This window comes from Paraburkholderia kururiensis (assembly GCF_034424375.1).
GTDB lineage: Bacteria > Pseudomonadota > Gammaproteobacteria > Burkholderiales > Burkholderiaceae > Paraburkholderia > Paraburkholderia kururiensis_A.
On record NZ_CP139965.1, the window covers coordinates 16888 to 43077 of the forward strand.

Sequence of the window (26190 nt, forward strand, 5' to 3'; positions counted from 1 at the left end):
TCCGCGGCGGTCAGCGAAGAACCAGCGCAGCTTTGATTCGACAAGGCGCGGCCCGTTCGTCGGGCGCCGCGCTTTTCTACATGCGAGGCATGCTCGCCACGATCTCACCACATGCCCGCGGCGCGCAAAGCCGGCGCCTTGCGTACCGGCGCTTCTGCACTTCTGCACGAAACGCGGCCCTATTCGATATATGCAGCAACCGGGTATTGGTAAACTCCTATCCCGGAACGGCACGGCTGAATCGTTCCGAAACGCTCAACCATGACGCACGATCGTTCGCAACGCGTACCTGTAGAGGGGCAATCAAATGAAACTTGCAGACTTCATTGAGGCCGACCTTGACGGTTTGATCGATGCCTGGGCGGAATACGCCGAGGCCATCAGTCAGGAGGACACGCTTCTTTCCGAAAGCCAGTTACGAAATTCGGCTGCCGAGATCCTGACGGCCATTGCGGCGGACATGCGAACCGCCCAGAACGCGGCACAACAGGAAGCCAAATCTCGTGGCGACGATCGCGCCCCGCAATCGGAGTTCAACCGCGTTGCGCACCGTCACGCGGAGGACCGCCTGGCGCATGGCTTCGGCATCAACGACGTGGTGGCGGAATTCCGCGCCCTGCGCGCCACGGTCCTGCGCCACTGGCACACGACCTCGCCGGAAGGGGCGGGGGCGTTTCAGGAAATGATCCGGTTCAATGAAGCGATCGACCAGGTCCTGGCCGAGTCGGTGTGGCACTACGCGACCCGCACTGAACGCAGCCGGGACCTATTTACCGGCGTGCTGGCCCACGATCTGCGCTCGCCACTGGCGGCCATACTGAATGCGGGCGAAGTGCTGCTGCGTGACAACGGCCTGTCTTCCAGCAGCGTACGGGCGGTTGCGTTCGTCCAGCGCAGCGCAACGCGCATGAAGCAGATGATCGACGATCTGCTGATTTTCACCCGCGGGCGGCTGGGCGACACACTGCCGGTCAGTTTTGCGTCGCAGGATATTGGGCGTATCTGTAGCGACGCCGCGGACGAAGTGCGGGCGTCGTACCCGGATGCCACCATCGACGTGCATCTTGCTGGCGATCTGCGGGGAAGATGGGATGGCACCAGGATCGGCCAGTTGATGGTCAATCTGCTGACGAACGCGGCCCGCTATGGTTCTGGCGGGATAGTTGTTGAAGCCGATGGCCGCGAGGGGCACGTGACCATTGTCGTTTCCAACGAAGGCAATCCGATCCCGGAGAAAGCGCTTCCCACATTGTTCGATCCTCTCACGAGGGCGAATTCGCCTCAGCGGAGCGGGAGCGCTGCGGGCATTGGACTCGGCCTCTATATCTGCCGCTGCATTGTCAGGGCACATGAGGGAACCATAGCCGTTGCCTCATCAGAACGCGGAACCCGTTTTACGGTGCACATGCCGTGCTTGCCTTCGCTTTCCGATTGAGGGCGATGATCCGACACAGCGTGGAAGGCCGAGCGGATCACGCGATGGATTCGGCCGGAGCGTAAGAGCTTTGCATCGGCTTGGTGGCCGAATGACGTTTTCGGATCTGGGCGCGCCCGCGCTCAGCCGAGCACACGTCCGGCGAAGAGGCGCTGGATCTGCTCCGAATACGTGCGCACGTTGTGCCCGGCGAGCGTATCGACTTGCTGCAAACAGCGGCGGGCCGCTGCCGAGTAATCAACGAGCCGCGCATCGTGCGTCTGCGCGGCGGTCGCGATCGCGCGCGCCGCGTCGAAGATTTCGAAGTCCGGATAGTAATAGCCGACGTCGCGCAGGAACGGCGAGTTGTGCACGAGCGGGTAGTTGCCGTACAGCGCGTCATACAGCAGGTAGTTCAGACCGTTTTCCCACTGGTGCGACACGACGATGTCGGTGTGATGCGCGGCCCACGCGACGAACGGCGCGCGCACGTCGGCCGTCGCCTTGCCGTCGCGCACCATCTCGAGCCCGAGCGCCAGGTGCTTGAAAGCGACGTTTTCCTTCTTGTCGAACGTGTTGGTCATGTACACGTGTTCAACCAGTTCGGGATGCTCGACATAACACGCGTTCGCCGCGAGCATCGGCACGATCGAACTCTTCACGACGTTCAGGTTCGGCTCGAAGAACGCGATGCGCTTGGCGGGTCCGTGATTGCGGTAACCGAAGCGCGCCTTCAGCTCGGGATCGGCGTCGAGGCTACGTTCGATGAAGTACGGCGACCAGATGTGCGGCAGCTCGATCACCGGCGCGCGATACACGGCTTGGAAATAGGCCGCGCACGTGTGCATGTGCTGCGGATTGGTCCAGATCTCGTCGAACTGCACGCGGTGCGGGTTCGGCCGCCAGTTGTTTTTCTCGAAGGTGATCGTCTCGACTGCGATCACGTAGTCGTTGCCGAAGCGGTACGACACGCACTTGCCACCGCGCCGGCGTACGGCGTCGGTGTGCGACGAGTCGACGAACGCGTTCATCTCGATGAGCAGGTCGGTGTCGTGGATGATCGCCGACAGCGGCCGCAGTGCGTCACCGAATGCGTCCATCATGAGCGCTTGCGGGTATTCGGTGATGCCGTCGTCGTGCGCGAGCCAGACCTCGCCGATCAGCGGCGAATGCTTCAGCAGCATGTACAGGTACACACAATGCTGGTTGGCGCCGTTGTACCAGATCGACTGCGTCGCGTCGCGCTGCACGTTCATCGTAATCGCGACGTTGAGTTTCATCGGTAGCTTCGGGCGTCGCGGCTTACGGCGCGTAGTTCTGCGACTGGCGCGGCACGTAGCCGGTCAGATGCCAGAGGCCATCGTCTTCGAGGCGAAAGCTCAGCTTCTCGTACACGGTCGCGCCGGTCGCGAGCGTCGTCGCATAGTCGAGGTTGGCGTAGAGTCCGTCGGGCATCCCTACGGCGTTCGTGTAGCGGATCCGCGTGATCTGTGCCCAGCCGCGATAGCGGACCGTGCCCACCGACTGGCGCGAGCGCTGCATATCTGCGGTGAACTGATCCTGCTTGATGCGCGCCTTCACGAATGCAGCGGAATTCGCCCACACCGCGCCGTACTGGCCGGCATCGAGTTGCTTGAAGACCGCGTCGGCGTCGCGCAGCAGTACGTCCGCCGATTCGCCGCCGGATTGAGCGTGTGCGCTGATCGCAATCGAAGCGGCGGCGCAGCCGATCAGCCATTTCGCGCGGGAGAGGTTGGGGTGTGCGTTCATGTCGAAGTCCTGAAACAGCAGCGCGTCATGCGTTGCGATAGAGCGCCGCGATTGCATTCGAATACGCGGCGACGTTGTTGGGATGGTAGATGCTAACCGAGCTGGGCACGTGCTTCATACGCGCACGATACGCGTCGAGGCTCGCGTCGTGTGCGGCGGGGATCGGCAGAGAGTCGCAGTACCGCATCTCGTAGACGACGGTTTCCGCGCGGCGCTTCGATAGCGCGAGATCGACCGTGGAGGTAGACGTCGTTTCGGCCGGCGTGGCGCCGCACTGGAAGACCAGTGTCGCGGGATCGGATTTCTCGCGCAGCGCGCGGGTCGACTCGACGGTTCGCAACTTCATCCTGGCACATTGATGCCGATTCGCGGCTTCCGCCGCAGCCTCGGGACGGGGAAGTCCCTTTCATTCTCTTGAGCGCCATTGCCGGCCATCCTGCTATACCGTGACACTTGTCAGCCGGAGCCGCCAACTCACACCGTGGCATACGAGACAAGCAGCAACCGGCGGAGTCGCTACGCCGAAAATGGCCGCGACGACGGACTATAATGCTGGTCCGCCTCCCTATCTGCCGCGACCCACAACCGCTCTTCTCCGTCGAAAGATCCGACCGCAGCCACGAAAGGCTCGAGGAGTAGCGCGAAACGTCCGCTCAACGCCAAGCCCGACCAACCATCCAGCGCTCCACCAATCGCGGAGTACATGGCGATACCGCCAATTCCATTCCCTTTTCCATCAACTTTGCGCATGGACGTCATGTCGACGTCCAGAATGCGCTTTAAATTTATTGATATCCGAATAGCCAATTCCAGGAATTTCTGCCTGATTGGAGTCCACGTACTTTCTACGCCAACCCACGATGTTGCGCCGAGCGGATAGCACAACAGGCAAGCCCGCTCACGCACTCAGCACGTGGTCGACGACGCTCTGCGCCTGCATGGCCGCCGCCTCTACTGCCGCCGCCGCGCTATCCCTCGTGACCGCCACTGGCGATACCGATCGCGCCTGTACGTCTAGCCCCTTGATGCTCACCGCGGCAAAAAAGGCGCGAGGAGGCAGCCACTTGAATTCGGTATTGCCGGCGAGATGACAGACGGCCTTGAGCTCCATCGTCAATTCAAAGCCACGATAAACGTAGATGAGTATCTGCATTGAAATGACCACAAACGGAGAGAATCGTAAGCTCGAACAATACCCTTAGCGAAAAGGTCAAAAGTCACGCTTTCTGAACAAAATTCCTGGAGATCTGGCCCTGCCCGGAATTGTCGGGCACGGTGGTGCCCGCTACTCATGTTGGCACTCGATGCAAATCGCATCGGACACCGACATCAAGGCGAGACAACTGGATGGAACTACCGTGCGCTCCACGATTTTTAGTTCGCGCTGCCCGTATGTTGGCGGCCGAGCAGTCCCATTGGCGCATCGAATCATGCGTACCGTACAGTGTCAGGTAGCACTACTGCGTCCGAGGCGGAGTCCGCTGAAGTACGCCACCGACGCGTGGGCTAAGCCGATCGAAGTGCCGTTCGGCACTGCGGAAAAAGTAGCCTGTTGCGATGTTGCGATCACTGTGTCGCGATTATCACGACGTTCTCGTTAGCCGCGAGACAACGTGGAGGCGCTGACGAGATGGAGAAAGCAGCGTACCTTGTGGCGCAATACTGGGATAACGGAGGGTCTGTGCGCTGCTATCGCGCTGCCGAACGGTCTGGAACCGGCTATTGTGATAAACGACAACGATGCACCAAAGTACTGCGCTTCGATTTCCAGACCCGCATCGCCAGCTCGCCGCTCGGGTCGATCCACTTCCAGACGGTCACTCGTCATCCTGTTCTGAGATCGTTCGACGCAAACGATGCGGCATTCAGTAGCGCATCGGAGCTTCGCCCTGCCGCGGACTTTGCATTCAATGCCGGCTGCCGCCGCGATGACTTTCCCACGCAGCTACTGCTGCCGCTCGATTCGCACGACGACGTATCGGCGGCAGGCGTGACATAACTAGGTCTCGACGTTGAATTACAGCAGACTTCCGGCGGCGGGAGCTCCACCGCACTGGCACCTCAGCGTATCGGCCGCCTCAAGAGATCGTCGAGCAGCGCGCCATACGTCGCCACCAATTGCCGATCGTCCGGCAGATAGCGCGCAATCAGCGTACGTTGCTGCTCGCGGTACCAGGAGGCGTGCGCGTCGTGCGTCTCGATCACTTCGATCACACGTCGCGCACCGTCGTCGACGTCGTTGGCATGGTAGTAGTAGCCCAGGTCCGGACACAGCGTTGCGTTGTGCACCAGCGGGTAACCCTGCCAGCACACCTCGAGATAGAAATAGTTGAGCGGATTCTCGAGCTGGTGCGATATGACGATATCGGTCTGCTCGGCCAGAAACACCGGCGTTTCATGGCGTCCAAGGAACACCGCCTTGTGGTTACGCACGATGTCGAGCTGGTTCATCAGCGCGACGAATTCCATGCTTTCGCGCGCGATCTGCTCTGCATTCGTGACCTGCAGCAATGCGACGCTGTCGGGACGCGCACGGTACGTCATTTCGGCAATCAGCGCCGGATAGAGGCAGAACTTCACCACATTGATGTTCGGCTCCATGACGGTCAAGCGCTTCGCGCCAGCGTGAGGCTGATAGACGCCGCCGTTCGGCAGCGTCTTCACGCGCTCATCGAGAAACATCGGGCTCCAGACGAAGGGCACCACGCGTCCGTGCAAACGCCGCAGCACCTCGAAATACGACCGGCTGATGTTGTCGACCTGGGGAATGATCCAGATGTCGTCGTAGCGCTGGTTAATGAACAGATTCGCGCCCCACATCGGCTTGCGAAACAGAACCGACTCCATCGCGTGGATGTACTCGAAACCGCAGCAGTAGGAAACGAGCCGCGCGCCCCGTTGTTTCAGATGGTCCGTCCGAGCCGGATCAAGCTGACCGCCGAGTTCGATCATCACATCGACAGCGTCTTTTGCCGCCTCGAACGCGACGGTCGGAAAGCGTTCGAGATTCCACGGCAGCGCCGAAGTCACCGGAATATCGGTCGTATTGACCAGAACGACGCTCGCCACTTGCGGGCAATGCCGCAACGCCTCTGCGAGAAATGCGGCGTTTTGCTTGATACCGTTGTTCCAGAGAGTCTCGGCCGGATGGTGCAGGCCGATCGTGATACCGATACGCAGCCCGCTCATGACTGTGAGCTCCATGTTTGGTTCGAGATGACCAATGAGCGGTCCACGTCCACCTCGTCACAAAACGCGCCGTGTCTTATAAGACGGATCATTGAACGCCTCCGCCCGACGCCACTGACGAAAATTTCACGTACCGCCGGATTACGAGACACCCTGGCGGAGATTCGATCAACGACACGGTGGAACCCGGGTCTTTCGCGTCGCTATAGACGGTCATGTGGGGAAGCAACGGCGTCGCCCGATATCCGCCCAGTTCGCGCTGCGCAACGGTCTTGCACGCCACGGGTGCCACGGAAATGCGTTCAGCTGCCACCGAGCACGAGCCATCGGCCTCGGGCACAGCCGTAATGGACATCGCCGCGCCGCCGCCCGGCAGTTCCAGACCGAGCAGCGAGAAGACCGAACTGGCACCACCGCGCCTGCGGTCCCAGTCGAACAGAACGTCGTTGCCCGTCGTGTTCTGGATACCGAGCGAGGAAAGCGCAGTCAGCTGCGACAGGCATTGGCGTGCGCCGATATTCGCCGCCGCAAGCGCAACCGAGTTCTGCGGCACAGCGTTCGAATGCGGCGCCAGCACGCCTTGTGCAAAGGCAACCGAGGTCAGAAGTGCCGTTGCGGCCAGGACCATTAGATGTGAAATACGGCCGCGCATGGAGCAGAGTTTCATCGCGCCCTCACCTCACTGCCGGTCATACAAAGCGGCGAGCGCGTCCCCATACACCCTGACATTGGCCTCGCTCTCGGGATCGAGTGTGCTCAAGAACGCATTCGCTTTTCTGCGATATTCGTCGAGATTGGTGTCGTGCTCATCGAACGCTCGCTGCAATGCACGGCCGCCCTCTTCACAGTCGAAGTCGTGGTAGCGGTAGCCGCAGTCCCCAATCAGGTGCGAGTTGTGAATCAGCGGATAGCCGCCGTAAAGCGCCTCGTAATAGACGTAGTTCTGGCCGTTCTCCCAATGATGCGTGACAATCGCATCGACGTCGGCCGCCACGATCTGGCAAAACGGATAACGCCCTTCGAACGATGCAAGCCCGTGCTTCACGATGTCGAGGCTGCGGGCAAAGCCGTTGAACGTCACGTGCTCTTTCAGTTGCAGCGTGTTGTACACCCACACGTGCTCGAGCATGTCCGGATTGGCTCGATGCGCAGCCTCGCAAGACAGCATGGGAATGAAGCTCGTCTTCACCATGCAGATGTTCGGCTCGAAGATTCCCACGCGCCAACGCCGGCGCCCCGGCTGATAGCCAAACGTGCGCCCTTCCGGCAACCGGGCGGCCTCGCGGTTGAGAGCCATCGGGCTCCACAGGTGCGGCATCATGCGGACGGGCGCACGGAATGTACTTGCGAAATACGGCACGCAGGTTCGTTCATATTCGGCCAACGTCCACACTTCGTGATAAGGCGCGCCCGAAATCAGCAACCCGTGCGGCTGGTCGAAGATCATGCGCTCGATGTCGATGACGTAGTCGTTGCCGACTCGCATCGAGACGATTTTGCCGCCGCGCTCGCGAAACGCCACCACCCAGTTGCGATCGAGTTGCGCGCTCATTTCGATCATCACGTCGAGCGTGTTTGCCGCCTCGTTCATGTCGATGAGCGGCACCGGGGAATCAGCCAGGAACTCTTTGGCGTCTTCGGGCCTGCCGTCTCCGCCGCCCGCCACCAGGTACGTGGCAGAAACGAGCGGAGACCGCACAAGCAGCATCACAAGGTACAGGCAGTTCTGGTAAATGCCGTTTTCCCAGAGCGACTGCGCGCCCTTGCGGACGTAGATCGAAACGCCGACTCGCAAGCCGGCCAGCCGTGAGCCGCGATTGTTTTGGATACTCATGACTAGGCCGCCCGATTCATGAAACGTGCGTCGCGACAGAGATGAAGAAGGCGTTCAGCATAACCGTCGACGTTATGCCGGCTAAACGGATCGACCGATTCGAATACGCGCTGCGATCGCGCGCGGTAATCGTCGAGTTGGCCGTCATGCTCGGCGGCCGCACGCAGCAATTGAGTAGCACCCAGCCGGGTCTCGAAATCGGGATAGTAATAATCGGCGTCTTTCAGCCAGGGCGAGTTGTGAATGAGCGGATAGTTGCCGTACAACACGTCGAGGTAACTGTAGTTTTGATCGTTTTGCCACTGGTGCGAAACCACCGCATTCGCATGCTGCACCATGAACCCCACTACGTCGTGCCGACCGTGGAATGTCGCCTTGTGCTGGCGCACCAGGTCGAGCGAATTAGCGAAATACAGCATGGTGGGATGGTCTTTCATATGCAGCGTATTGAGCACGTGCATGGCGGTGACACTAGTCGGGTCCGCGCGATATGCCTCATCGCACACAAGCATCGGAATACTCGAGCTTTTCACCACTGAAATATTGGGCTCGAAGATGGCAACGCGCAGTCCGGTGCGCTCGCCAGTCGGCGCAGCCGGCGTCGGCGTGTAGCCATACACGAACCCCTGTTCGGCTACCTCGCGCACGCGCTGCTCGATAAACGATGGATGCCAGATATACGGAATTTCGTAGGCCTCGCAACGCTGCAACGTGCGCAACATGGGTGCGTAAGCGGCGTCTTTCGGTAGATACCAGACCTCGTCGCAGCGATCGGGCCGTGGCGCATGGCTGGGCTTGTTGAAAATCGGAGATTCAACCAAGCCGACATAAGGCTGCCCGCAGCAGTAGTACACGACCTTCTTGCCTCGTGCACGCATCAGATCGAGCCAACCCACATCCAGCGCGCCGCCCATTTCGATGATGACGTCGACTTCGTCAGTCGCCTCGTGCGTCCTCATGAGCCGAAGATTGTTCGACTGGAGGTCGACCTGTGGCGGCATGACGCCCTGATCGCCCACGTCAATCAATACGACAGACTGTACAAACGACAAACGCTGGAATAGCGAGGACAGGAACATGACGTTCTGTCCGAGGCCGTTTTGCCAGATGTTTTGGCCTTGGTGGGTAATGACCGAAATACCAATGCGCATTGACTTGTCCAAAATGCAATAAACCGACCCCTCCAGAATCGGAGGGGCCGGTCGAGAACCGCCATCAAAGGCGGACAACAGCCCAATTATGCAACCCTACTTCCGTTCGCGCTACCAGGAATACCCAAAGCCAGCGTTGAACATCATGCGGCTGCCATTTGTCGTACTGAAGCCCATCTTGGCGATGACGTTAGGCGTGAATCGCATGCTACCCCCGACCGCAAGAGCGGTGTAGCCGCCGTAGGTGCCAATACCCGCGCCCATCGTGAACGACTTGCCCGGTTCAACCTGCGGCAGCCCGGCCAGTGCGCCGGCCATCGCGACGCCCGCGTAGGCCGTCCGCGCCACGTCGTTGACGCTTTGCTGGACGCTCCTCAACTGCGAAACGTTCACGGCATCAGTCGGGTTCACGCCCGCTGCGACGTTCGTGATTCGCCGCTCGCTACCCGAGGAACCGACGGAAACGGTGTTTGCCTCGGTCGCTACCGAACCACTGCCGAGGGCAACGGAATTCGCGCCCGACGCGACTGCACCGGTACCGATTGCCGTTGTCTGGACGCCAATCGCTTGCGCGCTCGCGCCAACCGCCATCGCACTGTCGGCAAGGGAGGTCGCCTGGTAGCCAATGGCTGTCGCGTTTGCCCCTCGCGCAATACTTGCTCCGCCCACCGCCACGGCACCGACTCCGCCCGCAGTAGCACTTGCACCCAACGCAACGCCGCTTGTATCTGTAGCGCTTGCATTAGTGCCTATTGCTATCGCATTCAGGCCGGTCGCACCGTCGTTGTTGTAGTTGGCCTGCGCCACACCGCCGTCGTTCACACTGACGTAGTGCGTACGGGTCGTGGATACAACGGTCGACAGCGAGGCCAAGCTATTAGATGTCGCGAGTACCGAGGTCGAGAGCGAGCTTGTCGATTCAGCCGTAAGCGTACTGACGGCCGTGGAGAGCGAGGTCGACATGCTGCCCACACTTGTCGACAGACTCGACACGGTGCTGTTCGTCGTCGACAGGCCCGTCGACAGCGAGGTCACACCGGTCGACAGCGAACTGACCGACGACGAAGTCGAAGTCGACAGACTGGACACCGTGCTATTCGTCGTGCTCAATCCCGTCGACAGCGAGCTGACACCGGTAGAGAGCGAACTGACGCTCGTGGACAACGAACTCACGCCAGTCGAGAGCGAGCTGACCGACGACGACGTCGACGCAGACAAACTCGACACGGTGCTGTTCGTGGTCGACAGACCGGTAGACAGCGAACCAACCGCCGTGGATGTCGATGTCGAGAGGCTCGTTACGGTGCTGTTGGTGGTGGACAAGCCGGTCGACAGCGAACTGATACCGGTCGAGGCCACCGTCGACAGGCTAAGCATTGTGCTGTTCGTTGTCGACAGGCCGGTCGACAACGAGCTCAGACCCGTGGAAGTCGTGGTCGAAAGGCTAAACAACGTGCTGTCGGTCGTGCTCAGGCCCGTTGACAGTGAACTCACGGCGGTCGAGGCCGAGGTCGACAGCGAGCTCACGCCCGTGGAGAGCGAACTGACCGACGTCGAGGTCGAGGTCGACAGGCTGTCTACCGTGCTGTTCGTCGTGCTCAGGGCGGTCGAGAGCGAGCTAACCCCAGTCGACAGCGAACTGGCCGTCGTCGAGGTCGACGTCGACAGGCTGTCCACCGTACTGTTGGTCGTGCTCAGACCCGTCGACAGTGAACTCACGGCGGTCGAGGCCGAGGTCGACAGCGAGCTGACGCCAGTCGAAAGCGAGCTCACGCCCGTGGAGAGCGAGCTGACCGACGACGAGGTCGACGTCGACAGGCTGTCTACCGTGCTGTTCGTCGTGCTCAGGGCGGTCGACAGCGAGCTGACACCAGTCGACAGCGAGCTGGCCGTCGTCGAGGTCGACGTCGACAGGCTGTCCACCGTACTGTTGGTCGTGCTCAGACCCGTCGACAGTGAACTCACGGCGGTCGAGGCCGAGGTCGACAGCGAGCTCACGCCCGTGGAGAGCGAACTGACCGACGACGAGGTCGACGTCGACAGGCTGTCCACCGTGCTGTTGGTCGTGCTCAGACCCGTCGACAGTGAACTCACGGCAGTCGAGGCCGAGGTCGACAGCGAGCTCACGCCCGTGGAGAGCGAGCTGACCGACGACGAGGTCGAGGTCGACAGGCTGTCCACCGCACTGTTGGTCGTGCTCAGACCCGTCGACAGTGAACTCACGGCAGTCGAGGCCGAGGTCGACAGCGAGCTGACGCCAGTCGAAAGCGAGCTCACGCCCGTGGAGAGCGAACTGACCGACGACGAGGTCGACGTCGACAGGCTGTCCACCGTGCTGTTGGTCGTGCTCAGGCCCGTTGACAGTGAACTCACGGCGGTCGAGGCCGAGGTCGACAGTGAGCTGACACCCGTCGAGAGCGAGCTCACGCCCGTGGACAGCGAGCTAACCCCAGTTGAAAGCGAACTGACCGACGACGAGGTCGACGTCGACAGGCTGTCCACCGTGCTGTTGGTCGTGCTCAGACCCGTCGACAGTGAACTCACGGCGGTCGAGGCCGAGGTCGACAGTGAGCTGACACCCGTCGACAGCGAGCTGACCCCGGTCGAAAGCGAACTGACCGTCGTCGAGGTCGACGTCGACAGGCTGTCCACCGTGCTGTTGGTCGTGCTCAGACCCGTCGACAGTGAACTCACGGCAGTCGAGGCCGAGGTCGACAGCGAGCTCACGCCCGTAGAGAGCGAACTGACCGACGACGAGGTCGAGGTCGACAGGCCACGCGAGCGGTCAGTTCACGGCGACGCACAGGCTTGACCATGTAATCGTCCGCGCCGGCTTCAAGTGCCTTCGCGACGTCGTCTTCCCGACCACGAGAAGTCAACATCAAAATCGGCAGATGAACGCCAATGCGTGATCGCGTCCAGGCGAGTACATCGAGTCCTGAAAGGTCCGGCACAGACCAGTCGAGCACCAGCAGGTCCACCGTGGCGCGTTCGAGGTGGCGTACCGCCAGCCGTCCGTTATTGGCGATTTCGACCTGATGGCCGGCACTCGTCAGTGCCGTTTCAATCAGTTCGGCTTGCGCCTCGTCATCTTCCAGTGCAAGTATTCTCATAACCCTTCTTCACATCAAAGCCAACCAGAAAACGCCGTCTTGCATGGCGGCTCATCTAGTCGGCAATTTTTGTGCAAAGGTTAAGCGCGCACGCCGCACACAATTTGACGCACATCAAAGACCAGTCGATGCCGTGTTGCCAAGCCCGCATTGGAACGATACGCACGCCCCGTCTGTTTAGCGCTCCACCGATTTCACCGAGACAACTTGAGCAGCAGTCTTGTCATCATCGCGGCGAAGCTTGACTTGCCAGTCGCGCCGATCGTAAGGAAATCGTGCGAAGGCGCTGGTCAAGAGGTACCGCATGGTATGCAACGAATGGCCATCGCCACTTCGGGTCGTACTGGCCACCTTGTAGACCTCCTCGCCGGTTCGAGCATCGACAAGACGCAACGTCAGACGATGAAGGTAGGCGCCTCCGGGCATCCATCCGTCAGCGGAGCCCGGCTGGCCGCAGACGATCTGCTGGCCTCCGCATTCCACAGCAGGGGCCTGGACCGTGACCTTCACGGGGCGGGCTTCATGCGCGACCGATATCAGGTAATGCGCTTCGTCGGTTGAACGACCGGCATCGCTAAAGCCATACCGCATGAGTTCGTTGCGAATTAGCGCTTCGTAGGTGTCCTCCTCGGGGTCGACTTCCTGCGGGGGAGACCTCAGAATTCGATACGTCGTGGCGCCCGGCGGCCACTGATGAACACCCGTCGCTCGTACGTCGGTCTTCACGGCACACCCTGCGAGACTCGCAGCCGCGAGCGAGAGGAAAATCGAAAAGACAGCTTTCATAGGTAGATTTATTCGCATGGCCTCACCGGGCGAGCGTGAAGGATTGCACCGCGCTTGCCCTCTGGTAGTAACGGCCATGCTCGAACTGCTCGGCGATCACCGTCCAGTAGTAGACGCCGCGCGGCAGGTTCTGGACGATCACCTCGGCTCCCGTCACGTCGGTCTGGTCGACGAGCGGCCGCGCCAGGTCCGGCGTCGTCGCGAGCACGAGGCGATAGCGCGTGGGCACGTCCGGCCGGCCCGTGAGCCAGCGGAACACGTAGTCGTGCGAGTCCGCGCGCGGCGTGGCAGACGTGGTCAGGCTGAACTGGCGGCGCTCGAAGGCGTAGGTATGAGGCAGGCCCTCCAGACCGTTCGCGTCGATCGCGCTGATGCGCACGAAGTAGGTGCCGTCGGGCACTTCGGCGAACGAGGCGTGCGGCGTGTCCACGCGCTGGTCGCGGATCACGTCCAGCAGTCCCGCGTCGCGGCCCACCTGCACGCGATAGCTGCGCGCGCCGTCCAGCGGCGCGAGGTCGAAGGCCACTTCGGGCGCGTCCTGGATCTTCCCCGGCTGCACCAGCGACGGCTCGGCCAGCAGCGCCAGGGGCGCGCCCGCGGCTCCGCCCGCCCGCGTCACGCTGCCGAACTTCGCCTTCACCAGTTGCGCCGACGCGGCCAGCGCTGCGCCCGGAGGCCGCGGCGTGGCGCCTGCAGCATCCACGCCCACGGCGCCGTCGAGCACTTCCACCGCACTCACCTGCGTGTCGCTGTCGTAATTGACGCGAAAACGCGTACCGCGCACGCCCGCCACCACCGACGGCGAGCGGATCTGGAAGCGGCTGTCCTTCTTCGTGGCGTGCGTGACTTCGTTGTCGACCTCGCCGCGCTCGAGCCGGATGAGGCGATCGGTGCTGCCCGTGAAGACGGTCCGTCGCAACCGGTCGAGGCCGATCGACGAATCCTGCGGCACGCTCACGTGCGAGCCGTCTTCGAGTTCGAGCGTGACGAAGCCGTTGTGGCCCGTGCGTATGCGGTCGCCCTCGGTGAGCTTCATGCCGACGGCCAGTGCCGTGTAGGGGCCGCCGTTGCCGTAGGCATGATCGGCAGGGCCGCTGGTCGCAACGACCGTCGCCGCGACGCGATCCTCGCGCAGCAACGAGACGGGCAGGCGCAGCGTGACGCCCGGTTGCAGATGGTCGGGCGCTCTGACGTGATTGAGGCGCGCGAGCGTGCGCCAGTCGCCGGAATCGCGCAGGTAGCGGGCGGCGATGTCGTAGAGCGTGTCGCCCTGCCGGATGACGTAGGGAGTGGTTTGCTCCGCAGCGCCAGAGCCGCGTGGCTCACGGGCTTCGGCCGGCATGGCAAGCATCGCGCCCAATCCGACACACGCCGCGCAGGCGGAAATCAGGCGGTGCTTAATACGGCGGCTGCACACGGCGTTCAATGTGCTGCAGTCGCTGATTGTTGCCACGCTCGTACCGATATTGACTCGCGCTCTCGCATCCTCATAGCCGCGAAGCGCACCGCCTATACCGTCGATGGTGTACCGGGCCAACCGGCCGGAATCGATTGTTGTTCGTTTGCTATTTACCAAGGCAATCCCCGTCTTATTCCAATCAGACACCGCCATTCTTCATACATCAAAAATGCGCTCCGGTGCATTGCACTGACGTTTTTATTTTTAATTCGCATCGGCTTTAATGATGCCGCAAGCTACCAGCCACACGTCAATTGCCACGTGGCGATGGTGCGACACGCCGATCGTGACAATTCTTGACAGTGGCTATTTCGGCGTCCTGTACGGTTGAGGCCGATGGCGGATCGCCTCGCTTCTGCCATCGTCTGGTACCTCGTTGCGCGCCGCCCCGTCGGCGCGCTTTTTTTTTGCCTGGCCGGATTGCAGGCCGTGCCGCGCCAGCAATCGGCCGCCCTACCGTATCGGCCTTCAATCGCGATTCCGCCCGCGTGTAGTGCGCGCCGTAGATCGGGAATCACATTTCTGTCGGAATCCTGATCGATCGTAAAGAGAATGGCACCAACCTCGATGTACCTTCGATGCAGACCGAACGTTCTGTGTCTCGCGCATGCCATGCCCCCGCCGCGCCGAACCTGCAAGCATGAATCCCTACCCCTCGGCGCTGTGCAGTGTATCCTCCTCCCGTTCCCCGTCCCTGCATTCCGTCCGCTTTCCTACTCTTGAGGTGAGTCGATGCGCGTCGGCAGTCCATCGCAGCCCAGCTTCTTTCGAACGCTCCTCGACCGTTTGAAGGAACACCCGCTCGCGCGGGTTGGCCCCGGCCTCATTACAGGCGTAGCCGACGACGACCCCAGCGGCATCGCCACCTACTCGCAGGCCGGCGCACAGTTCGGCCTCGGCATGCTCTGGACCATGCCGCTCGCCTTTCCGCTCATGGCCGCGGTGCAGTCGATGTGCGCCAATCTCGGCCGCGTCACCGGCAAAGGGCTCGCCGCCAACATCAAGGCCGTCTTTCCGCCTGTCGTGCTCTACGGCCTGGTTGCGTTGCTACTGGTGGCCAACACGCTGAACATTGCCGCCGACGTGGCCGCCATGGGCGAAGTCGCGGAACTGGTCACGGGCACGAACCGTCACCTGATGACGGCGTTCTTCGTGTTCGTCACGCTGCTTCTGCAGATGTTCGTGCCGTATCACCGCTACGTATTCTTCCTGAAGTGGCTCACGGTTTCGCTGCTCGCGTACGCGGCCGTGCTGTTCACGGTGCATGTGCCATGGCGTGAGGTGGCGCTGAGCACGGTGTGGCCCCACGTCACGTTCGATGCATCGGCGGCCGCTGTGGTGGTCGGCGTGTTCGGTACCACGATCAGCCCCTATCTGTTCTTCTGGCAGGCCTCCGAAGAAGTGGAAGACATGCACGCGAATCACGACAGCGCGCCGCTCGTGAGCGACCCGCGCGCCGCGCCGGCCGAATTGCGCCGCATCCGCTGGGACACCTGGAGCGGCATGCTCTATTCGGACCTCACCGCGTGGTTCATCATGCTGGCAACCGCGCTCACGCTTCACGTGGGCGGCATCACGAGCATCGACACGGCCGCACAGGCCGCCAGCGCGTTGAAGCCGCTGGCCGGCGACTTCGCCTCGCTGCTGTTCGCCGTTGGCGTGCTGGGCGTCGGTTTGATCGGCGTGCCCGTGCTGGCAGGCTCGGGCGCCTACGCGCTTGCCGAGGCAATGGGCTGGAAGGAAGGACTCGAGCGCCGCGTGACCGAGGCGCGCGGCTTCTACGGCATCATCGCCGTGAGCGTATTGATGGGCCTTGCGTTGCAGTATTCGCCCATCAGTCCCATGCGTGCGCTGTTCTGGAGCGCCGTCATCAACGGCGTGGTGGCCGTACCGCTGATGGTGGTGATCCTCTTCCTCGTTTCGAAGCGCTCCGTGATGGGGCCGTTCACGGCGAGCCGCCCGATACTCGCGCTGGGCGGCATCGCGACGGCCGTGATGGGTGCCGCAGCGGTTGCGATGTTCGCATTGCTCTGACGCGCCTCGCCCGCCAGATCGCCGCGGGTCTGCACGGCCCTCTTCGTATCGGATTCGTCGAAAACGCGGTATGGGGCGGCGTGGCGTCTACCGTACTTTGCGGCCTACGTGGCGTTGATGACGCTCTTCATCCGGCAAACCGCGGCTCGGGCAATCCCCGCACGCCTAAGCCTGTTACCGCGAATAGCCCGCCCTTGTCGCGCTCCTTCTGCGGAATGCCCCACATCGGACGGCCCATCGTCGTGACGTAGAGCGTGTCGAGATTCGGGCCGCCGAACATCACGCTCGTCAGATTGCGCACAGGAAACGGCACGACGCGATCGAGCGTACCGTCCGGTGCGAATCGCACAATGCGGCCGCCGAATACGAGTGCAGACCACACGTAGCCTTCCTCGTCCACGGTTGCGCCGTCGAAGGTACCCGCCATGTTGTGCGCCGACGCGAATAGCCGGCGGTTCGTCGCCGCGCCTGTTTCGATGTCGTAGTCGTACGCGTACATTTCCTTGCAGTACGTGTCCGTGAAATAGAGCGTGCGATTGTCGGGGCTCCAGCATGGACCGTTCGAGCAACTGATGCCGCTGTCGAGACGCGCGATCCTGCCGTCCACATCCAGCCGGTACAGCGCGCCGCTGCGTGTGGAGCGCTGGCCGCGGTCCGCGTCGTAGCGGTCGAAATCGTAGGACATGGTGCCCGCAATAAAGCGGCCTCGACGGTCCACCTTGCCATCGTTGAAGCGCATTTCGGGGTCGTCGGCCTCGGGGTCTGCGATGAACGCCACTGCCTGTGCGTCGAAGTCGTAGAAATGCAGGCCGTTTGCGAGCGCGACCACCGCACCGCCCTGCTCGCGCAGCGCCATCGAACCGATATGGCGCGGCACGAAATAGCGTTTCACGTCGGCGCCGTCGGCACGGCAGCTGTATATCTCAGCGGCCGTGCTATCGATCCAGTAAAGCCGCTCTTCCTTCACGTCCCACAGCGGGCCTTCGCCCAGGTGGTTGTTGGCATCCACGAGCAAGCGTACTTCGGCCATCGTCGTCTCCTTCCGTATCCGGATGAGTCAGTCCTCTTCTTTCAGCGCTCGTCGGTGCGCAAGCAGCGCCATCAAACGCCGATCGCGCCAGCGGCTGCGCGCTTCGATATCGTTGCGCGGCAGAACAGCGCGCCGTTCCGCGTCGAGTTTCTCCAGCGTGGCGGCGGACCATTCGAACGGCACACGCGTCGCCGCGATGCTGCGATACGTGCCGCCATATCGAGCGGCGTAATCGGCCACGCCGCCTGGCGCATTCAGGTCGATGGTTTCGAACGGCCCCATGAAAGACCAGCGCATGGCCAGGCCGTCGCGCATCACGGTGTCCAGATCGGCCGCACCCGCGTAGCCCTGCTCGTAGAGGCTCAACGCTTCGTCCAGCACCGCACCTTGCAGGCGATTCAGCAGAAAGCCCGAGATTTCGCGATTGACGGTGACGGGGCGCTGTCCTGCCTGCTCGTAAAGCATGCGCGCGCGTTCCAGTGTTGCCGGTGCGGTCCACGGCGCGCCGCACAGTTCGACGAGCGGTACGAGCGACGGTGGATTCACGGGGTGCGCGACGAGGCATCGCGCACGCCCCTGCAGTCCTTCGGTGAAAGTGGACGCAGGCAGCCCCGACGTGGAACTCGCGAGCAACGCATCGGGCTTCGCAAGCCGGTCGAGTTCCATGAACATGGCGTGCTTCACTTCCACGACTTCCGCGATGTTCTCTTGCACGAGGTCCGCCTGCGCCACCGTGTCGGCAAGCGTTGCGCACGCGCGGATGCGCGACACGATGGTCTCCACCGGCTCGTCGACAAGGTCGAACGATGCCAGGTCCTGCACGCTCTCGCGAATCGCCGGAATGGCGCCCGTCAGCATTCCGGCGTCTGCATCGTAGATCCGCACCTCGAAACCGCTGCGCGCAAATACGATGGCCCACGCTCGCCCGATGCGCCCCGCACCGATCACCGCGATTGTTCTTGCTTGCATGCGTTTTGTCCTCGCTATGAGTGGCTACGTTCAGGCGCGTTTGTCGCGCAACGTAATGACGGCGGCCAGTACGACGACCCCGTTGATGATGTCCCGCACCGCGGGCGGCACGGTGGTGCCCGCGAGCAGCGTGCCGAGCGCCGTCAGCAGCAGCGCGCCGCCGAATACGCCCAGATAGTGTCCACGTCCGCCTGTAATAAGCGCACCGCCCACCACCACAACGGCGATGGAAGGCAGCAGATACGGGTCGCCCATGCCGAGGAACGCCTGCGAGCTGAAGCCCGCCAGCAGCAACCCGACAAGCGCGGAGCACAAGCCCGAGAGACAGTAGACCGCGATCAGCGTGGTGCCCACGCGCACACCGGAGAGCTTCGCTGCAATCGGCGAATTGCCCACCGCGTACACACGGCGCCCAAACGGCGTGCGATGCAGCAGGAGCAGGGCAACGACGAGAAACAGCGGCACGCTCCACGCGGCAAGCGAAAGCGGACCTAGCCGGCCATTCGTGAATTCGCTGATCGCGGAAGGCGACCAGCCTTGCGGCGACCCGTTGCAGTAGATGAGCGTCAGCCCCTGCAACAGACCATTGGCCGCGAGCGTCACGACGATGGGCGGCAAGCCGAGCACCACCACGCCCACGCCGTTGAATACGCCCACGAGCACTCCCACGCAGAGCACGATCGGAATGGCCCAGACCGCGGCTTCGTTGAGGCCGTGCGTCAAGCCCGTCAACAACACGCCGGATAGCGTAATGAGCCACGGCATGGAGAGATCGAGGCCGCCAGTGAGAATGACCGCGCCCTGGCCCAGCCCGAGAATCGCGAGAAAGAGCGTCAGCGTGAGCAGGCTGCTGTAGAAATTCGCGCTGACGAGCACACGCGGTCCATACACGAAACCTGTGATGACCACCACGGCGAAGAACAGCAGATACGCCGGCACGACGTACTTGACCCATTCGCGATTGCGCTCGATCCAGTCGGCAACGAACCGGCCCGTCAGTTCCGTGTTCTCGACCGGCCTAAAGTCGTTCACTTCGAACGACACACGTCGTGCATTCCTGTCGTTCCTCGCCCGCGTGCCGGTTCGCACCGCTTTGAGCCACTGCGCCGCATGACGTGCAAATTCGTGCGCCGCCGACTGCTTGCCGATGGACGAACCAAGCACCGCGAGAATCAGGATCACCGCTTCGGCAATCGTCGTGAAGAACGCCGACACGTTGAGCACGAGCAGGATGTTCACGGTGATCATCAGCGTCATAGCGGCGAACACGGTGCCCACGCAGCCGCCGCGTCCACCGCCCAGCAGCGTGCCGCCCAGCACCACGGCCGTGAACATGGAGAGCAGCAGCGGACGGCCCACGAGCGGGTCCGCGGAGCCCGTCTGCGCCGACACATAGAGCCCGGCCGCGGCGTAGAACATGCCGGCGAGCGCGTAAGTCGCCATGCGATAGCGCGTGACCGGCATGCCGTTCGCGTAGGCGCTGTCGGGGTCGCTGCCCAGCGCATAGATGCCCACGCCGAAGCGCGTGCTCTTGACGAAGGCCCACACGAGCAGCGCGACGATCAATACGCCGGCGGACATGGGCATCTTCTCGGGAATCAGATCCGCCGTCAGAACCGCACCGAACTGGTCGCCCACGCTGCCGCCCGGCTTGTTCTGGATGAGCAGCGTGAGGCCTTGCACCATGAACATCGTTGCGAGCGTGACGACGATGGACTGCAGCCGGAACCACGCAATCAGCGCACCGTTCATGAGCCCGATGCCGCCGCCAATGGCGAGAATCAGCGCCGCGCCGCCCCATTGCTCGACGGGCGAGCCCTGCACGAAGCGCACCGCGAGCACGTTGGCGAGCGACACCACAGCGGACGCCGACAGATCGAAACCGCCCGAGAGCACGACGATGGTCTGCCCGATGGCCGCGAGCGCCAGCGTGGCCGCACTCGAAATGACCGAGCCCACGTCATAGAACCCGACCGGCGTGGCGGACAGCGCGACCCACGCCGCGAGCATCAACACGAGCGCACTGACGGCGATGATGAGCCCGCGATGATGATCGAGCCGCGCGCCCCATCCCACGCGCGCGCCGGGGCGGACGATCTCGCTGTCGGGCGACGCAATGGCAATTTTCATGAGCTACCTCTCAGCTGGAAAGCATCTTGCGCATCACGTTCTCTTCGGTGAGCGCATCGCCCGACAACTCGCCGGCATTGCGACCGCGATACATCACCGAAACGCGGTCGCATACGTTGACGAGTTCGGGCACGTCGGTCGAATAGAACAGCACCGCGCCGCCCGCGGCTGCGAACGCGCGCATCAGCACGAAGATCTGGTGCTTGGTGCCCACGTCGATGCCGCGCGTGGGGTCGAACATCAGCCACACACGGCTTTGCGTGAGCAGCCATTTGGCCATCGCGATCTTCTGCTGATTGCCGCCCGAGAACGAGAGACACGGCTTGTAAAGCGCACGCGGATTCACTTCCATCTGCGCAAGCGAGCGGCGGATCGCGGCCTGCTCGCGCTTGCGGTCGATCAGCCCGAAGCGCGAGTAGCGGCCAATCACCGGCAGCGATACGTTCTCGCCGCCCGGCAAGCGCAGAAAGAGCCCCTCGGTCTTGCGGTCCTCGGGCAGAAAGCTCGTGGAGACGCCGGCCTTCAGCGAATCCGCCGTGGAGGTCAACGTGACCGGCTTGCCGTCGATGCGAATCTCGCCGTCGTCGATATACGTCGCGCCGAACAGCGCTTCGAACAGCTCGCGCTGGCCCATGCCCTGCAACGCGGCAATGCCATGCACCTCGCCGGGCACAAGTGAGAGATCGAAGTCTTCGACCACACCGTCCACGCGAATGCCGCGCGCTTCGATGGCGGGCACGCGCGCCGCGCCTTGCGCCTGCGCGGGCGTCGCAACCTTCGGCGGATACTTCGCTTCCATCGAACGGCCGATCACGAGGCGAATTACTTCGTCGTCCGATATGTCCGCCGTATCGAACGCGCCCACATCGCGCCCGTTGCGATACACCGTGAGGCTGTCGCAGAACTCTCGCACCTCCTGCATGCGGTGCGAGATGAACACGAAGGTCACGCCGCGCATCTTCAGTTCTTCGATGCGTCTGGCAAGCCACCCCACGTCGCGGCCCGAGAGCGCCGAAGTGGGCTCGTCGAGCAGCAGCACCTGCGGTGCGCGCACCATCGCCTTCGCGATCTCGATCTTCTGCCGCACCGGCAACGAAAGGTCGCGAACGTAGGCGCCTGGCCGCACGTCGGAAAGTTCGAGGCGATCGAGCCATTCGGCCGCCTTGCGCTGCGCCTCGCGCTTTCTGATACGCCCAAGCAGGCCCGTGGGCTCATACGACATGAGCAGATTCTGCGCGACCGTGAGATCGCGCACGAGCGTCATTTCCTGAAACGCCGTCTGCACGCCGGCACGATGTGCGTCTTTCGGCCCGTGCAGCGCGACCTCGTTGCCCATCACGCGGATGCTGCCCGCGTCGGGTTGCATGAGTCCCGAGAGCAGCTTGACGGTGGTGGACTTGCCCGCGCCGTTCTCGCCCAGCAGCGCATGCACCGCGCCGCGCTTCACTTGAAACGACGCGCCGTCCAGCGCGACCGTCGCGCCGAAGCGCTTGGTGACCTTCTCGATATCGATCGCAAGCGATGTCATCGAATCACCTCCTCGTTGTGCCGCAATCAGTCCTGGTTGCCGGTCAGCGCCGCATTGAAGCCCACTTCCTTCGTGTCGTCGGAATAGATGTCCGCGAACCAGCCGGGCGGCACCTTGTCGGGCGGGAAGGCCGTGCAGCCGGCCTTCAGTTCGTCGATGCTGCCGGTCTTGCAGAGCTTCGATTCCGCGGTCTGCACGAGCGGCAGTTTCAGCGTCACGTGCGGCGGAAAATCTTTGCCTTCGAGTTTTTGCACGGCCAGCTTGAGCGCCATCGCGCCCGAATACGGCGGCGCCCCGTACGAGATGGAGCGATAGCCGATGGAGCGGTAAGCGCCCTCGCCTTTCACGGTGCCGGGCGGCAGCATCTGCACGCGATGCCCGTTCGACGATTCGCCGGCGCACGGCTTGATCCTGTCGTCGGGAATGCCCGCTTCCAGCTGCATCGACGCCGCCGTGAAGCAGCCCACCTGCATCCACAGACCGTCGATCTTGTCCCAGCTGTGGGTCGCGAGAATCTTCGAGAGTTCGGTCTTCGCGGTGGCCTGGCTCCACATGCCGGTGCCTTCCGCAATCACCTTGATGCCGGGGTATTTCGCGAACACGGCTTTGGCGGCTTCGGTACGCGCTCGGTCCACGGAGGTGCCCGGCACGCCTGTGATCATCACGACGTTGCCCTTGCCGTTGATCGTCTTTGCGAGCCATTCCGCGGTGACGGTGCCGGCCTGATGCTGATCGATGGTGACGTTGTGCGCGCAAGGCTCCGTGACTTCACCGTCGTAGGCGGCCACCACCACGCCCTTCGAGCACGCGTTCTTGATGGCGCGATTGAGCGCCGTGGGCGAGATCGGATAGATGATGATGGCCTTCGCGCCCGCCTGCACCATCGAATTGATCTGCTGGATCTGCTTCTGCGCGTCCGTGCCCGCCACCTGCACTTCGAGATCCACCTTGTCCTTGAGCGCGGGCGTGTTGGCCATCGCCTTGACCATGTTCGCGGCCTCGGTCTGCCAGTCGTTGCCGACATAGCTCATCGACAGAAACACCTTGTATTTGCCCGCAGCCATGGCGGGGCCTGAAGCGGCGAGCGCCGCTGCGAATGCGAGGCCGAGCGCGACCCGGCCCGCATGACGGATGCTGCGCGTCAATGCTTTCATGTCTTCCTCCGATGCTTCCTTATTGATGTGTGACTGCGCTTTTACTTCGCGACGTGCGGTAAGCGTGCATGCGCCGGCAATACGATTCCCGCGCTGCCGGGCACGACGTTGGGGTCGTGCCCGGGTATGACGAAGTCCGCGATCTGCCGGATGCGCGCGAGCGCGTTCATCTCGGCAAGCGTTTCGTGCACGATGCCCACCGGCACGAGGTCGACGATGTTCTCCATGCAGTTCGCGCAATCGCCCGCAATCAGCACGACGCCGTCTTCCGTGTCGACCGCAACGGACTGATGGCCCGGCGTGTGTCCCGGCGTGGGCACCACGCGCACGCCGGGCACGATGTCGGTCACGCCGTTCACGAACTGCCAGCGGAAATACGCGAGCGGTTCGCGGCCGATCAGAAACTCCTGGTAGTACGTGGCCTGCGTGGGCAGCGGGTGGCAGGCGTAGTCCCACTCCTTTTCCTGCACCACGAAACGCGCATTGCGAAAAAGCGTGTTGCCGCCGGAGTGGTCGTAATGCAGATGCGTGTTGATGACGATATCGACTTCGTCCGCGCGCCAGCCGACGTATTCCTTCAATGCGCGTTCCAGCTTTTCCTCCGGCGCCTGGTCGCAGGGACACACGAAGTTCGAAACCCAGCCCGGGTCGTGAATGCCGGTATCCACCACGATCTTCTTCTGCGCGCCCACGATGGCCGTGGACCACACGGGCACTTTGATCTGCTGCCCGAAGTAACGGCCATAGACCTGCGACGAGCGGTCCACGGTGAGCCAGCCCGTGGGCATCGCGACTACTTTCAGTTTGCTGCGCCCACTGTCGTTCACGATGCCTCCCGCGTCTCAGAAGTTGGTTTGCGCTGCGCCCTTGAGTTGCAGCATCTCGCGCGCCTCGGCGGGTGTCGCGATGTCGAGCGAGAGCCCTTCGATCACCTGGCGGATCTTGCGGACCTGCGCGGCGCTCGATTCGGCCAGCTTGCCCGGCCCGATCCACAACGAGTCTTCCAGCCCGACGCGCACGTTCGATCCCTGCGCAACGCCAATCGAACCCAGCGGAATCTGGTTGCGGCCAGCGCCGAGAATGGACCACACGTAGTCGCTGCCGAACAGGCGGTCGGCCGTGCGCTTCATATGCGCGAGGTCTTCGGGATGCGGTCCGATGCCGCCCAGCAGACCGAACACGCTTTGCACGAAGAACGGCGGCTTCGCGAGCCCGCGATCGACGAAGTGCGCGAGGTTATAGAGATGCGAGATGTCGTAGCACTCGTACTCGAATCGCGTGCCGTTCGCGCTGCACGAGGTGAGGATGTATTCGATGTCCGCGAACGTGTTCTTGAAGACGAGATCGCGGCTGTTTTCCAGATGCTTGCGCTCCCAGTCGTGCTTGAGGTCCTTGAAACGCTCCAGCATGGGATAGAGCCCGAAGTTCATCGACCCCATGTTGAGCGACGCCACTTCCGGCTTGAAGTGATGCGCGGGCTTGAGGCGCTCGGCCACCGTCATATGCGGACTGCCGCCCGTCGTGATGTTGATCACGGCATCCGTTTCCGCCTTGATACGAGGGAGAAAAGCCTGGAACACGGCGGGGTCTTGCGTGGGATGACCGTCGTGCGGATCGCGCGCGTGCAGGTGCAGAATGGCCGCGCCTTCCCTGGCGGCGGCGAGTGCCGCGTCGCCGATCTGCTGCGGCGTGACGGGAAGATAAGGCGACATCGACGGCGTATGGATGGCGCCCGTCGGTGCGCACGTGATGATGACCTTGCGTTTCGTTGCCATGTGTTCTGTCCTCGCTGTTCTCAGAGCACTTCGACATTGCCGCAGACGGAGATGGCCTGCCCCGAGATGCCGCTGCCCGCCGGCGAACAGAGAAAGAGCGCGGTGGCGGCCACTTCCTCCGGCGTCGTCATACGGCGCAGCGAAATCTTCTCAAGGTATTGCTTCTCCATCTCTTCGTAAGACAGGTTCAATTGGGCCGCGCGTGCGGCGATCACGCGTTCGATGCGCGGGCCTTTCACGATGCCCGGCTGGATCGCATTGACGCGAATGTTCGACGGGCCGAGTTCGATGGCGAGACTCCTGGTGAGTCCGACCACCGCCCATTTGGTGGCCGAATACGGCGTGCGGAACGCGTAGCCGAGCCGCCCCGCCACCGACGAAAGCGCGATGATCGTTCCGCCGTGTTGCGCGTAGCGCAGCAGCGGCACCGCGCGGCGCGCGAAATAGAACTGCGCGTTGAGATTGACGTCGACCGTGGTTTCCCACTCCTTCACGTCGAGTTCTTCGATGCCGCCTGTCGGGCCCGCAATGCCCGCGTTGTTCACGAGCACGTCGAGTCCGCCCAGTTCTTTCTGCACGTCGGCGAACACGCGTTCAACGGCATCGCGATCGGATACGTCCGCGAGCGTTGCGCTGATCCGCGCGGACCCGGCGTTGGCCTGCGACTGCGCAAGCGCGTCGATGGCCTCGGCGCTCGCATCGCAGACGTGCACGCGCGCGCCCGTTTCGACGAAGGCCCGCGCGATCACGAGCCCGATGCCCGACGCGCCGCCCGTAATGAGCACGCGCAAGCCCGCGTGCGGTTTCAGCATCTGCAGAACCGTCATTGCCCTTCTCCGTTTTCTGGTGCGCAA

The 26190-nt window shown here is 62.7% G+C and carries 23 protein-coding genes and 1 pseudogene; 4 read left to right on the forward strand and 20 right to left on the reverse strand.

Annotated features, from left to right (window positions below; all coding sequences use genetic code 11):
• The first annotated feature begins 307 nt into the window (after positions 1-307).
• The gene (locus tag U0042_RS00080; RefSeq protein ID WP_114815360.1) at positions 308-1435 is read left to right on the forward strand and encodes an ATP-binding protein; all 1128 of its coding nucleotides are present in this window, start codon (positions 308-310) and stop codon (positions 1433-1435) included.
• A 122-nt stretch (positions 1436-1557) separates the two neighbouring features.
• On the opposite strand, the gene U0042_RS00085 is transcribed toward U0042_RS00080, so the two are convergent.
• From U0042_RS00085 to U0042_RS00105, 4 genes and pseudogenes are all read right to left on the reverse strand, one after another.
• Entirely contained in the window at positions 1558-2694 is a 1137-nt protein-coding gene (locus U0042_RS00085; RefSeq protein WP_114815359.1) for a DUF2827 family protein, read from the reverse strand.
• Positions 2695-2716: 22 nt separating this feature from the next.
• The gene (locus tag U0042_RS00090; RefSeq protein WP_114815363.1) at positions 2717-3184 is read right to left on the reverse strand and encodes a DUF4019 domain-containing protein; all 468 of its coding nucleotides are present in this window, start codon (positions 3182-3184) and stop codon (positions 2717-2719) included.
• Positions 3185-3209: 25 nt separating this feature from the next.
• Positions 3210-3335: pseudogene (locus U0042_RS00095) on the reverse strand (DUF2827 domain-containing protein); the annotation flags it as partial.
• Between the two features lie 747 nt (positions 3336-4082).
• The gene (locus U0042_RS00105) at positions 4083-4337 is read right to left on the reverse strand and encodes a hypothetical protein (RefSeq protein WP_114815358.1); all 255 of its coding nucleotides are present in this window, start codon (positions 4335-4337) and stop codon (positions 4083-4085) included.
• 477 nt (positions 4338-4814) lie between these two features.
• Between U0042_RS00105 and U0042_RS00110 the strand changes: the two genes are divergently transcribed.
• Complete coding sequence (locus U0042_RS00110; protein WP_157977936.1) at positions 4815-5183, forward strand: hypothetical protein; 369 nt, start codon at positions 4815-4817, stop codon at positions 5181-5183.
• A gap of 62 nt (positions 5184-5245) precedes the next feature.
• Here the strand turns inward: U0042_RS00110 and U0042_RS00115 are convergent, their stop codons facing one another.
• The 5 genes from U0042_RS00115 to U0042_RS00135 all read right to left on the reverse strand — a co-directional run bounded on the left by U0042_RS00115 (position 5246) and on the right by U0042_RS00135 (position 10321).
• Positions 5246-6388, reverse strand: coding sequence for a DUF2827 domain-containing protein (locus tag U0042_RS00115; protein ID WP_232833653.1), 1143 nt, complete (start codon positions 6386-6388; stop codon positions 5246-5248).
• Between the two features lie 73 nt (positions 6389-6461).
• Entirely contained in the window at positions 6462-7040 is a 579-nt protein-coding gene (locus tag U0042_RS00120) for a hypothetical protein (RefSeq protein WP_232833652.1), read from the reverse strand.
• A gap of 12 nt (positions 7041-7052) precedes the next feature.
• A complete protein-coding gene (locus U0042_RS00125) occupies positions 7053-8207 on the reverse strand; it encodes a DUF2827 domain-containing protein (protein ID WP_114815356.1) in 1155 nt (384 codons plus the stop codon).
• A 2-nt stretch (positions 8208-8209) separates the two neighbouring features.
• On the reverse strand, positions 8210-9358 hold the full coding sequence (locus U0042_RS00130; protein WP_114815355.1) for a DUF2827 domain-containing protein: 1149 nt from the start codon (positions 9356-9358) through the stop codon (positions 8210-8212).
• Positions 9359-9469: 111 nt separating this feature from the next.
• The gene (locus tag U0042_RS00135) at positions 9470-10321 is read right to left on the reverse strand and encodes a YadA family autotransporter adhesin (RefSeq protein ID WP_327205021.1); all 852 of its coding nucleotides are present in this window, start codon (positions 10319-10321) and stop codon (positions 9470-9472) included.
• Here U0042_RS00135 and U0042_RS00140 point away from each other — a divergent pair.
• Entirely contained in the window at positions 10320-12170 is a 1851-nt protein-coding gene (locus U0042_RS00140; protein ID WP_327205022.1) for a hypothetical protein, read from the forward strand. The two genes, U0042_RS00135 and U0042_RS00140, sit on opposite strands and share 2 nt — an antisense overlap.
• On the opposite strand, the gene U0042_RS00145 is transcribed toward U0042_RS00140, so the two are convergent.
• The 3 genes from U0042_RS00145 to U0042_RS00155 all read right to left on the reverse strand — a co-directional run bounded on the left by U0042_RS00145 (position 12082) and on the right by U0042_RS00155 (position 14608).
• On the reverse strand, positions 12082-12471 hold the full coding sequence (locus U0042_RS00145) for a response regulator transcription factor (protein ID WP_232833671.1): 390 nt from the start codon (positions 12469-12471) through the stop codon (positions 12082-12084). The two genes, U0042_RS00140 and U0042_RS00145, sit on opposite strands and share 89 nt — an antisense overlap.
• A 177-nt stretch (positions 12472-12648) precedes the next feature.
• Positions 12649-13197 carry a DUF4136 domain-containing protein gene (locus U0042_RS00150; RefSeq protein ID WP_157977958.1) on the reverse strand — a complete coding sequence of 183 codons (549 nt, stop codon included), beginning with the start codon at positions 13195-13197 and terminating at the stop codon, positions 12649-12651.
• An 82-nt stretch (positions 13198-13279) separates the two neighbouring features.
• Complete coding sequence (locus U0042_RS00155) at positions 13280-14608, reverse strand: FecR domain-containing protein (RefSeq protein ID WP_419150483.1); 1329 nt, start codon at positions 14606-14608, stop codon at positions 13280-13282.
• Between the two features lie 840 nt (positions 14609-15448).
• Between U0042_RS00155 and U0042_RS00160 the strand changes: the two genes are divergently transcribed.
• Positions 15449-16750: an NRAMP family divalent metal transporter gene (locus U0042_RS00160; RefSeq protein WP_114812034.1), complete on the forward strand. Its 1302-nt coding sequence runs from the start codon at positions 15449-15451 to the stop codon at positions 16748-16750.
• 127 nt (positions 16751-16877) lie between these two features.
• Here U0042_RS00160 and U0042_RS00165 read toward each other — a convergent pair whose 3' ends face one another.
• Genes U0042_RS00165 through U0042_RS00200 form a run of 8 tightly spaced genes read right to left on the reverse strand, consistent with a single transcriptional unit; the run spans position 16878 to position 26163 of the window.
• A complete protein-coding gene (locus U0042_RS00165; protein ID WP_114812036.1) occupies positions 16878-17780 on the reverse strand; it encodes an SMP-30/gluconolactonase/LRE family protein in 903 nt (300 codons plus the stop codon).
• Positions 17781-17807: 27 nt separating this feature from the next.
• Complete coding sequence (locus U0042_RS00170; RefSeq protein ID WP_114812038.1) at positions 17808-18749, reverse strand: 3-hydroxyacyl-CoA dehydrogenase; 942 nt, start codon at positions 18747-18749, stop codon at positions 17808-17810.
• Positions 18750-18779: 30 nt separating this feature from the next.
• Positions 18780-20879 carry an ABC transporter permease subunit gene (locus U0042_RS00175; RefSeq protein ID WP_114812040.1) on the reverse strand — a complete coding sequence of 700 codons (2100 nt, stop codon included), beginning with the start codon at positions 20877-20879 and terminating at the stop codon, positions 18780-18782.
• A 10-nt stretch (positions 20880-20889) separates the two neighbouring features.
• Entirely contained in the window at positions 20890-22407 is a 1518-nt protein-coding gene (locus U0042_RS00180; protein ID WP_114812042.1) for a sugar ABC transporter ATP-binding protein, read from the reverse strand.
• Between the two features lie 26 nt (positions 22408-22433).
• Positions 22434-23561 (reverse strand): sugar ABC transporter substrate-binding protein, encoded by a 1128-nt coding sequence (locus U0042_RS00185; protein WP_114812044.1) that lies wholly within the window; start codon positions 23559-23561, stop codon positions 22434-22436.
• Positions 23562-23602: 41 nt separating this feature from the next.
• On the reverse strand, positions 23603-24349 hold the full coding sequence (locus U0042_RS00190) for an N-acyl homoserine lactonase family protein (protein ID WP_114812046.1): 747 nt from the start codon (positions 24347-24349) through the stop codon (positions 23603-23605).
• A gap of 54 nt (positions 24350-24403) precedes the next feature.
• The gene (locus U0042_RS00195; RefSeq protein WP_114812048.1) at positions 24404-25336 is read right to left on the reverse strand and encodes a 3-keto-5-aminohexanoate cleavage protein; all 933 of its coding nucleotides are present in this window, start codon (positions 25334-25336) and stop codon (positions 24404-24406) included.
• A 20-nt stretch (positions 25337-25356) separates the two neighbouring features.
• Positions 25357-26163: an SDR family oxidoreductase gene (locus U0042_RS00200; protein WP_114812050.1), complete on the reverse strand. Its 807-nt coding sequence runs from the start codon at positions 26161-26163 to the stop codon at positions 25357-25359.
• Positions 26164-26190 lie beyond the last annotated feature (27 nt).